This is a genomic window from Acinetobacter sp. YH01007 (assembly GCF_013420425.1).
GTDB lineage: Bacteria > Pseudomonadota > Gammaproteobacteria > Pseudomonadales > Moraxellaceae > Acinetobacter > Acinetobacter towneri.
Genome location: NZ_VOYC01000031.1, coordinates 1 through 11,602 on the forward strand (window position 1 = coordinate 1; position 11,602 = coordinate 11,602).

The following is an 11,602-nucleotide window of genomic DNA, read 5'->3' on the forward strand; positions in this document are numbered from 1 at the left end:
TGCTGTTGAAGCTGTTGAAGCTGTTGAAGCTGTTGAAGCTGTTGAAGCTGTTGAAGCTGTTGAAGCTGTTGAAGCTGTTGAAGCTGTTGAAGCTGTTGAAGCTGTTGAAGCTGTTGAAGCTGTTGAAGCTGTTGAAGCTGTTGAAGATATTGAAGATATTGAAGATATTGAAGATATTGAAGATATTGAAGATATTGAAGATATTGAAGATATTGAAGATATTGAAGATATTGAAGATATTGAAGATATTGAAGCACTCTCAATAGATAAGCCAACACATTTTCTTGATTTTTTATCTGACCTAGATATTTCTACTGAAGAAAAAGAAGAATATTCAGTTATTCAAGATGATGATGCAATATTTGCTTTTACTGAATTTGATTTTGTTGAAAGTGAAATTGATTATTTCCCAGGCTCTTTGAGTCGTGAGGAAAAATCGTTATTAAAAGCGAATGAATTTATGAGCTTGCTGGACTGGCATGGTGAGAAAATTTTAGATCAATTACAGGTGTTTTTTCAGGAGCATCCATCCAATGCCACTTGGGCTGCCTTAAAAAGATTAGCTGATTCATCATTTACCTTTGAAGAATTTATTTTAATGGTAAGAACCAAAGAACTTCTAGAAAGTGATTTTTCTTATTCAGACTATGATAATGCTGGTGTTTATAATTTTAAGATTCGACAAAAATATTTTCCTTGGCCGACACTGTTAAGTATTGTTCGATCTTTTAGTGGATATCCAGATTTTGAAGAAATAGAAATATTGCTTCATGAGTTAGATGATGAATGGGTGAATGACCCAAGCTATGTACGGCAGTTTTCATCCTTTGCAATCTTTCTAAAATATAGATTTTTAAATATAGATGACAATTTGCCACAATATGTTGAATTTCAAGACAATCAATTTACTCAACAATATTGGCATACAAGTCACGATACACAGCAAATACAGAAAGAAAAGGATCTGGAAAAGTGGGGGATTTCAAGGCCAAAGACTTCTAATCTCAAAACTATTGAAAGTGGAATTTTGGAACAGTTTGATAAAGAAATGGAAATAGAACGTTTAGCCAAACTGGAAGCCAAATCTAAGAAATCGGCTCAGTCGCAAGAAGATGATGAAGAAATTGAGTGTGAATTAAATGAATAATACTTTAACCCCAGTTCAAGGTTGTTTGATTAAGTTAGATGTAAATGGAGAGCTTGGATATGGCATTGTTTCTCAAATAAAAAATGAAGAAACTGGTGTTATTAAGTGGATTAGTACGGATCTTAAAAATCAATTTTCAGATGTGAAGTTAAAAGATTTACAACCAGCCTTTAAGATAGGAATGGAAGTACAAGATGCTACCCCAGAAATAGGATATCAACGACTTGGTAGAGGGGTAATTGTATTTGAACGCAAGCTTGCAGGATTTCATCAATATCTAGTCAATTATGAGCAAGATAACATTAGAGTTTGGATGCCTTTCCAACATTTGATTCCTGTTAAAAATGCAGAAGCACGTTTTAAAGGTGGTGATGTCAGTATTAGTCAGACTGAAGTAGAGCGATTTAGGCTAAGAGTATTGGCGAATGCGATTAAATTGTGGAATGAGAATACAGGTGCACTATCACATTTAGATATTGATCCATTACCACATCAGATTAATTTAGTTCACCATATTTTGAAAACAAATAACTTGAATTGGCTAATTGCAGATGATGTTGGTCTCGGTAAAACCATTGAAACTGGAATGCTATTGCATGCTTTAAGACAGCGGGATCAAGCAAGACGAGTATTGCTTGTTACACCAGCTGGATTGACCAAACAGTGGAAAGAGGAGATGTATCATAAATTCCATATTGATGAATTTAGAATTTATGGTACAGACTTTTTTATTAACGAACAGCGTGAATGGAAACAATATGATTATGTCATAGGGTCGATGGATACCCTAAAACATGATAATCATATTGAAAAATTATTAGATGCTGGAAATTGGGATCTCGTAATTTTTGATGAAGGTCATCGCCTATCTAGAAGACAGTATGGAAATAAATATGATTCTTCTGACCGTTTTGATTTAGCAGCAAAGCTTAGATTACAAACGAAAGCAATGATCATTTTGTCTGCAACCCCTCACCAGGGGGATCAGGCAAAATTTGTTGCACTTTTGGAGCTATTGCGACCTGAAAGAAGACGAGATTTGCTACAACTGGATCGTAATCCTGAAATTATTAGGGATATGATTTATCGAAATCACAAGGCAGATGTCACAGATAAAGACGGTAAATTTATTTTTAAAGGAAAAGTGACAAAAGCGATAGCTATTCCTACAACTGATGAATTCCAAGAGTTTGAAGAGCTATTATCTGCTTACTTTAAAAAAGGGTATCAAGCTAGCCAAGCTGAAGGAAATTTTGCTCGGGCAATTGGCTTTGTAATGACTACATATCGTAAATTGGCAGCATCCAGTGTAATGGCTATTCATAAGGCCTTGTTAAAACGGGTGACACGCCTTGAAATGAGCTATCAGTCAGCGCATGAAAATTTACAGGAGTTGGATGATGAAAGATATGCCGGTGAAATTCTAGAAGAAGAGCTTACTAAAATTTTAAATGATGGTAAAAGTGCGATTGAATTCTTTGCAGGAGAATTAGAAGATTTAAAAGAATTAGTCGAAGTAAGTCATCATTTAATATGTGAAGACAAAAAAATAAAAGTATTCATAGATTCCATCATAGATCAAATCTTGGCAAAAGACTCCTTGGAGAAAGTTCTTATTTTTACTGAGTATAGAACGACTCAAGAATATATTAAGACCAAATTACAAGATAAATATGGTCTAGGTAAAGTTGAAATAATTAATGGTTCTATGAAACATGATGATCGTATTAATGCGATCAAAAACTTTGAAGAAACAGGCCAATTTCTTATTTCTACAGAAGCTGGTGGCGAGGGGATTAACTTACAAAAGACCTGTAATATCATGGTGAATTATGATCTGCCATGGAATCCGATGCGCTTAGTCCAACGTATTGGGCGTTTATATCGTTATGGACAACAGAAAAATGTTCTCATTTTTAATTTACATCAACCGGACAGTGTTGATGTAAATATTATCTTTAAAATGTATGAGCGGATTGAGCAAATTGTTAATGATCTTTCCAATGTACAAGTACATGAGTTTAATGATGGATTGAAGGATGAAATTTTAGGTGAGCTTAGTCAATATGTTGACGTTGAAGATGTTTTGAAAACGCTTACTGAGATAGGTATTTCGCGCACAGAAGAAAGAATTGAAGAGGCATTAAGAAATGCCAAAGAAGCAGTGAATATCCAGCGAGAAATCCTATCTTATGCTACAAGTGGGGATGCTGATAGTGTTCGAACAGATATTCAGGTAGAAACTAACCATATCGAAAGCTTTATTTTAGGTATGCTTGACCTCTTGGATATTGAGCATACTTTACATAGCGAGTCTGGCTATATTCGTATCCGATTTAATGACGAATTTCAGAAAAAATTTAAAAGCATATTAGGTAAAGCATCTTTATTAGATGTAACGATTGATCGCTCTGTCGCAGTGAATCATCCTCAGATACATATGCTAGATCTGTCTTCACCTATCATGCAATATTTGATTGAAAAGGCATTGGATTATGATACTGGTGGATTATGCTGTGCTATTTCAAATGCTGAAAATGCGTTTATGAATTTTATGACGACCAATATTTTAAAATGGCAAGATTTGCAAGGGAATGTTGTACGTAAGCAATTCTGTATATACACATATTCACCAAAAAGTGAGCATGTAAATCCACCAAAAATTTTAGATATGTTCACTAAAAAATTAACCGCATTTCATCAAACAGTACCGATTACTACACAGCAGGCAAATAGCCTATTAGAAAAAGCGGATAAAGCCCTACAGTCTTTTATGGCAGAAAAATCTAATTCATATTTAATGCCAAATGATTTGTATTGTTCGTCTATGTTACTAAATTTATCCACTAAATAAGCTATAGCCAGAGCATGGTTAACATGCTCTGTTTTTTCATAAAAAACGATAAAGTGGTTTATTGATTTTACATTTGTTTTGGTAGAAATGGCTAAAAACATGCATTAATAAATGTTTAAATGTCAGTTAAAAGGAGATGTTATACTTAGTTCAATTGTCACCACCTTTAAATGAAATTAGCGCGTTAACTGTTTATTTTATGGCTAGGATCAATCCATAAGCCTTGAAGTTACAGAATTATTGGGCTTTGTTGCAAAATACTTAACTATATGATTATTTTTATTAAAATTTTAGAAAACCCATTGGAAATCAGCATCTTGCAAAATATTTTTGCAACAGCCATTCTGAATTAGACTTATGTACAAAAGATTTTTCTTAATAAAAATAACGTGAACTGATATGCTACGTTGAAGAGGTAGCTTTGTATAAAAGCATAATAAAATACAGATAGTTGCAAAAATATGATGAATTTGGCTGAGTCTCAGTTTGATTTCTTAAAGGATGTAGATCCTTTGATGCATGCTTTATTGGTCAGTGCAGAAGCGGCATATTACACAGCACCAGCACATACACTTGTACAGGCCCGAAAATTTGCTGAGATTCTGGTTAATAAAGTAGCCCAAGCCAATCAACTTGAAATCCCTGAACAGGCGGATTTTCTCTCCCGTATACGTTTACTTGAGAATAGACTCAAGCTGAAAGCTGACTTTATCTCTGTTTTACATACCTTGCGTGTTAATGGTAACAAAGGTGCGCATGATGCCGAAACCGATCATAGTGATGCTTTGACTTCTCTACGGTTATCGTATCGAATGGCACAGTGGCTGTATATTCTGACTACTCAGAAAACCAAATTGTTCCCTGAGTTTGAAGCACCTGTTGATCCAACGCTTGAAGCACGGCGCATGCGTTTTGAATTGATGGAGTTACAGCAGCAGTTGCGTACGGCACAGGACAAGCAAACTGTTCACTCAGATATTCAACATAAATTGGCAGAACTAGAAGCAGAGAATCTACAGCTTAAGCACCAGCAGCAAGTAGAAGCACAAACCCTACAGGCTCAACTCGCTGCCTATGAAGCAAAAGTAAAAGAGCTGGAACAGCAGGCAACCATGCCTACTTTAGAGACACCTATTGAAGATGAGCAATTGGATATAGCCAATGCTTCATTTGAATTGTCCGAGGCTGAAACACGAGAGCTCATTGACCGTCAGCTTCAGCTCGCAGGTTGGCAGGCAGATACACAGCTTTTAAGGTATAGCAACGGCGTTCGCCCGCAAAAAGGTTTAAACCTTGCAATAGCAGAATATCCGACGTTACTGGGTGGTGAAGAGGGTTTTGCGGATTATGTACTTTTTGAAGGCTTGATGCCTGTTGCAGTGGTCGAGGCAAAAAAGCAGAACAAAACCGTCAGTCAGTATATTCGTCAGGCGGAGCGTTACTCACAAGGCTTTCAATTTGCGTCTGATTTAGACAAGCCATACAAGAATACGCCGTGGACATCTGAGGAAAAGGTCTACCACATTCCTTTTGTGTATGCATGTAATGGTCAAAAGCAGTCTAAGCGTTTAGCTGATGAGGGAGGAGTTTGGTTCCGTGATGTACGACATCCATCTAACATTTCTAGAGTGTTGCAAGGTTTCCATTCACCAACAGGGTTGAAACGAAAACTTGAGCAGGATATTGAACGTGCAGATGAATATTTAGAACAGACTGAGATTCTGCCATTCAATGATCGTGCCTATCAGCGAGAAGGCATTAAAGCGGTTGAGCAAGCAATTGCCAAAGACAAGCAACGTATTTTATTGGCAATGGCAACAGGCACAGGTAAAACGCGTTTAGCGACTGGTCTAATGTACCGATTAATCAAAAGCCAGCGTTTTAAGCATATATTGTTCCTGGTTGATCGTTCTACTTTAGGCACACAGGCATTTGATGCATTTGGTGCTGAAGTTATTGAGCAAGGCCAAACCCTGGCACAAATCTATACGGTTGCCGATTTAGGTGTAGATACTACTGAACGTCCTGAAGTTCAAGTTGCTACAGTGCAAAGCTTGGTACATCGTCTGTTTAACAGTGATGCACCACTGCCAATCGATTTTTATGACTGTATCATCATTGATGAAGCACACCGTGGTTATACCCTGGATAAGGAAATGACTGAAGGTGAGGAAACGATTCGTGATGAAGCGCAGTACTTGTCTACCTATAAGCGTGTAATCGACTATTTTGATGCCAGCCTGATAGGTTTGACTGCAACGCCTGCACTACATACAACAGAGATTTTTGGTAAGCCTGTCTTCACCTACAGTTTTACTCGTGCTGTAGAAGAAGGTTATCTAGTTAACTATGATAAACCGATTCGCTATATCACCAAGCTTAGTCAGGCAGGTATTGAAATACCTAAAGGGACAAGCGTTCAGGTGATGACTAATGCCACCGGGCAAAAGACCACGGCGCTAATACCCGATGATATGGATTTTGATGTCGCAGACTTTAACCGTCGTGTGATCAATGAAAGCTTCAATAAAGTTATTTGTCAGGCATTGGTTGAAGACCTCAATCCACTCGGTGATGAAAAGACCATGATTTTCTGCGTGACGGATCGTCATGCGGATCAGGTGGTAGCATTATTAAATGAGCTGTTCAAAGAGAAATATGGGAAAGACTGGAATAATGATGCTGTGGTGAAAATCACAGGCAATGCAGATCAGCCGAGCAAACTGGTAGAGAGCTATAAAAAGAATAAGTTTCCGAATATCGCCGTCACTGTAGATTTGCTGACCACGGGTATTGATGTACCGAAAATCTGCAATTTGGTATTTATGCGTAAAGTTCGTTCACGTGTGCTGTTTGAACAGATGCTCGGTCGTGCAACTCGGTTATGTCCTGAAATCGGTAAAACAGAATTCCGTATATACGACGCCGTAGATATTTTTTCGACCTTACAAGCGGTGAATACCATGCAGCCGATTGTTGTGCGTCCAAATATCAGTATTGATCAGCTGATTCGTGAGTTAAGTAATCCCGAGTTGATGCAGAAAGCTAAAGCAATCAATGTTCCTTGCATTGATGAAGTCAAGCGTACGCAAGCGGATATCGTTCTCGATGAATTTATTCAGAAAGTAACCCGTATTTTAGGTAAGGCTGAGAAATTTAAGCATCATCCTGATCAGGTCAAACTGCGTGAAGCACTTGGAAAAATCAAAGAAAACTTTAAGGTTGATTCATTTAAGCTACCACAAATGCTGCGTGCTAAAGGCGTGGATGATCTTGGCATCTGGCTACAGCAGAACAGTGCGATTTTAGAAGCTCGTTTGGCTGAGGTTCGCAGTGCACTCGGTACACTTGATTTGCCAATTATTTCGGATGAGAAAGACGAACTGATTGAACGCGTCGTAGATACGGCACATCAACAGCCTGAAGATTATCTGGAATATTTTGATAGCTTCGTTAAAACAGCCCTGAACGACAATGCCGCTATCAAAGCGGTTGTTACACGACCATCTGATCTGACTCGTGAGCAGTTACGAGAACTGGAAAACTTGTTGACTAGCAAAGGCTTTACCCAAAGCAAGCTGACACAGGCACTAGGTGGCAATGAGTCCAATCAAACATATGCTTCACAGATCATCTCTATGATTCGCCGTTCAACATTGGGTGAAGAAATTTCTTCTGTCGAAGAGCGTTATCAGCGAGGTCTGAACAAGATTCTAAAGCAGCGTGCATGGACGGAAGATCAGAAGCAATGGTTGGCACGTTTAACCCTGTTTATTGCCAAAGAGGTGGTGGTTGACAAGAATATGATTCACCATCAATTCGCCAAAGATGGTGGGGTTAAACGCTTGAGTAAGTTACTTGATAGCGACGTTGAAAAACTGGTCGATGATATCCATGACGGGTTGTGGCAGGCATCTTAACTGCTACAATTCACCTGTAATAAAATTTCTATATTTTTCACATTTTCTGATGAAGTGCAGCACATGACACAAAATGATATTGTCCAAAAACTCTGGAATCTTTGCGACGTATTAAAAGATGACGGGATTAACTATAGCGATTATGTGTCTGAACTGGTGATGCTGCTCTTCGTTAAAATGGTCGATGAGTTAGATGATGAGTTTTCTACACTTGCCAAGATTTATCCTGAAAAATATAAATGGTCGCATTTTAAAGATCATAACGGTATTGAATTACTCAATTTCTATAAGCAGATGTTGCTTGATTTATCGCAAAATCAGAATGAGTTGATTGCATCAATCTATGCCAATGCTCAAACCCGTTTACGTGAACCACGCCATTTACAGCAACTAATCAATGAATTTGACAAGCTGGACTGGTTTAGTATTAAAGCGGATGGACTAGGCGATTTGTATGAAGGCTTGCTTGAGAAGAATGCGACCGAAACCAAATCAGGGGCAGGTCAGTACTTTACGCCACGTCCACTAATTAACAGCATTGTGCGTTGTATACAACCTAAGCCAAGTGAAGTGATTCAAGATCCAGCATGTGGTACGGCAGGCTTCCTGATTGCTGCGGATGCGTATATACGACAGCACAATGATTTGTATGCACTAACTGAACAAGAAACTCAGTTTTACACTTTAGATGCTTTTGTTGGTGTTGAGCTTGTTCCGAATACGCGCCGTTTAGCGCAAATGAACTGTTTGCTGCATGATATTGGTGGTGAGCAAGGTGCAATTAAACTGGGTAACTCATTAGGTCCTGTGGGGCAGGCGTTGCCAAAAGCGGATGTAATTTTAGCCAATCCGCCATTTGGTACATCTAAAGGTGGTGAAGCGAGTATTACCCGTGATGATTTGCCATTTAACACATCAAATAAGCAATTGGCATTTTTACAGCACATTTATAAGAACTTAAAACCAGGTGGTCGTGCCGCCGTGGTATTGCCCGATAACGTGTTATTTGAAGCTGGGCAAGGGACAGCGATTCGTCAAGACTTGATGAATAAATGTAATGTGCATACGATTTTGCGTTTGCCGACAGGGATTTTCTATGCACAAGGCGTGAAAACCAATGTGCTGTTCTTTACCAAAGGAACAGAAGTCAATCCGCTACAAGATGAAAACTGTACGACTGAAACTTGGGTCTATGACCTACGTACCAATATGCCAAGTTTTGGTAAGCGCACGCCATTTACCGAAGCGCATTTAAAAGGCTTTGAAACTGTGTATGGCGCTGACCCTAAAGGTTTAACACCACGTATCGAGGGTGAATGGTCGCTTACAGAAGAAAGCCAAGAGCAGACGTTAGAGAACAGCCGTTGGCGTAAGTTTAGCCGTGAATGGATTAAAGAGCAGAAGGGTGATTCTTTAGATATTTCATGGTTAAAAGATAATGACGCCGTGGATGCTGCGAATTTGCCGGAACCTCATGTGTTGGCGAGTGAAGCGATGGCTGAATTGACACGGGCTTTGGTCGAGCTGGATGCTTTGATGCAGGCTTTAGGTCAAACGGATGAAGCCAATACACAAAAGCAATTGCTTACAGATGCTTTAGGTTTAGGTACAGAGGAACAGGCATGAGTTTAGATAATTTGCCTGTTGAATGGTTGAAATCTTCATTTGCTCATTTAAATGATTATCGTGCGAATAACTTTAATCCTTTAAAAAATGATGAAACGTATTATGAACTTTATAGTGTTCCAATTTTTCCAGAAGGTTACCCAGAAATACTACAAGCAAAGGAAATTGGTTCTTCAAAGCAAATAGTAGAAAAAAATGATATTTTACTATGCAAGATTAATCCAAGGATTAATCGTGTTTGGCAAGTTAGCAAACATACAGACTATTTAAACATAGCATCATCTGAATGGATTGTTTTCAGACAAGGTAATGTCGTACCGAAATTTTATCGATATTATTTTCAAAGTTTAGAATTCAGAAATCTACTATGTGCAAATGTGTCAGGGGTTGGTGGATCATTAACTAGAGCACAACCTAAACATGTTGCAACTTATGATTTACCAGTACCTCCATTAGCCGAACAGCAAGAAATCGTTTGTCAGCTTGATATCATGCTTGCTCAAGTCGAGCAAATTAAAGCACGTTTAGATGCCATTCCAGCCATTCTTAAAAAATTCCGTCAGTCGGTTTTGGCGGATGCGGTGAGTGGGAAGTTGACGGAGGAGTGGCGTAGTGAAACTAAGGAGTGGGTATCCACTACTTTGGCTGAATGTACCCACAGAATTGGGGATGGCTTACATGGAACTCCACAATATGTCGAAGATGGAGAGTATTACTTTGTAAATGGTAATAATTTAATAAATGGTGAAATTGTTATAAAAGAAAGCACAAAATCAGTTAATGCGCTAGAGTTTGAAAAACATAAAAGAGATTTGGGTGATAATACTTTACTTCTGTCTATTAATGGGACAATTGGAAATTTAGCTTTTTATCAAAATGAAAAAGTTATTTTAGGGAAAAGTGCTTGCTACTTAAATTTCAATGAAAAAATGAATAGAGATTTTGGTTATATTCTTCTTTCTTCTGAATTTTTCATTCAATATGCTCATGCGGTAGCTACAGGTGCTACGATTAAAAATGTTCCATTGAAAGGAATTAGAGATTATAAATTTCTTATACCGTCATTAGAAGAACAAGTTGAGATAGTCAATAGAGTAAGAGGGTTACTTGCATTAGGTTCCGCGATTGAGAAAAAAATAGAAGCAGCCCAAAAACGAGTGAATTTACTGACTCAATCTATTTTAGCCAAAGCCTTTAGCGGTGAACTCACTGCCGAATGGCGTGAACAGCATCAAGACCTCATTACAGGGGTAAATAGTGCTGAAGCCTTGCTTGCTAAAATTCAGGAGGAACGGGAAGCGAGTAAGCCGGTGAAGAAGGTAAAGAAAGTTAAATAAACTTTTTAACATTTATTATTTTAAGACAGCTTTTAAAGGCACTCGAAAGAGTGCCTGAGTTACTTTGGATTATTCGTGGGGGTAAATAATGGAAATTCTTTTTTTAATAGGAGGATTCTTCTTACTATTTATTTTAATAGCGCCTCTAATTAATGCATTTGGTTCAAATAGTCCCCATAAAGACAAATCTCAAGCTGAAAAAAAAGAGCAAGCTTTAAAAGATATCAAAAAAAACTATAATACGAGTAAAGACTTACTGTTTAAAGGACTACAGGCAATACATGAGGGTGCAGCTCAGTTAGAAAAACTTACAGCAGAGTGGGATGATAAAGCTGATAAATATCAAAAAGAAGAATATGAAAAAGATTATCATCGCATGAAAGCGGTGTGTAAAGAGCAAAATAATAAAAGAAAAGAAGTGGGTTTAGAAGAAGTTTCTCTGGTAGAATTTTTTGAATATAATAAAGATTATCAGGAGCGAGCGCGTAAAGAACTTGAAGCTTTAGAGGCAAAAAAGCGTGGAGAGCGTCTAGCTTTACTTATAGAAGAGCATAATAAACTTGAAATTGAATCTAAAAATAAAGAATTAAAGGTAATACCCCCATTTTTAATTGAATTAATGGGTAGAAAATCTAAAGCCTTGTTATTGTTTAAAAATAGGTGGACAACCATTTACTGACATATGAGGTCGTTCATGATTATAAAAGTACTGCCAGTC

6 protein-coding genes are annotated in these 11,602 nt (G+C 37.8%); all 6 read left to right on the forward strand.

Features of this window, described 5'->3' with window-relative positions:
• The coding region (locus tag FTT74_RS13095; RefSeq protein WP_180168150.1) for a hypothetical protein at window positions 1-1,147 on the forward strand (1,147 nt) is incomplete at its 5' end.
• Window positions 1,140-4,001: a DEAD/DEAH box helicase gene (locus FTT74_RS13100; RefSeq protein ID WP_257221868.1), complete on the forward strand. Its 2,862-nt coding sequence runs from the start codon at window positions 1,140-1,142 to the stop codon at window positions 3,999-4,001. The genes FTT74_RS13095 and FTT74_RS13100, both read left to right, overlap by 8 nt.
• A 464-nt stretch (window positions 4,002-4,465) precedes the next feature.
• Window positions 4,466-7,921: a type I restriction-modification system endonuclease gene (gene hsdR / locus FTT74_RS13105; protein ID WP_257232498.1), complete on the forward strand. Its 3,456-nt coding sequence runs from the start codon at window positions 4,466-4,468 to the stop codon at window positions 7,919-7,921.
• A 63-nt stretch (window positions 7,922-7,984) separates the two neighbouring features.
• On the forward strand, window positions 7,985-9,547 hold the full coding sequence (locus FTT74_RS13110) for a type I restriction-modification system subunit M (RefSeq protein ID WP_179989148.1): 1,563 nt from the start codon (window positions 7,985-7,987) through the stop codon (window positions 9,545-9,547).
• Entirely contained in the window at window positions 9,544-10,884 is a 1,341-nt protein-coding gene (locus tag FTT74_RS13115) for a restriction endonuclease subunit S (RefSeq protein ID WP_179989147.1), read from the forward strand. The genes FTT74_RS13110 and FTT74_RS13115 overlap by 4 nt, the downstream gene beginning before the upstream one ends.
• Window positions 10,885-10,972: 88 nt before the next feature.
• Window positions 10,973-11,563 carry a hypothetical protein gene (locus FTT74_RS13120; protein WP_257221867.1) on the forward strand — a complete coding sequence of 197 codons (591 nt, stop codon included), beginning with the start codon at window positions 10,973-10,975 and terminating at the stop codon, window positions 11,561-11,563.
• Window positions 11,564-11,602: the final 39 nt, after the last annotated feature.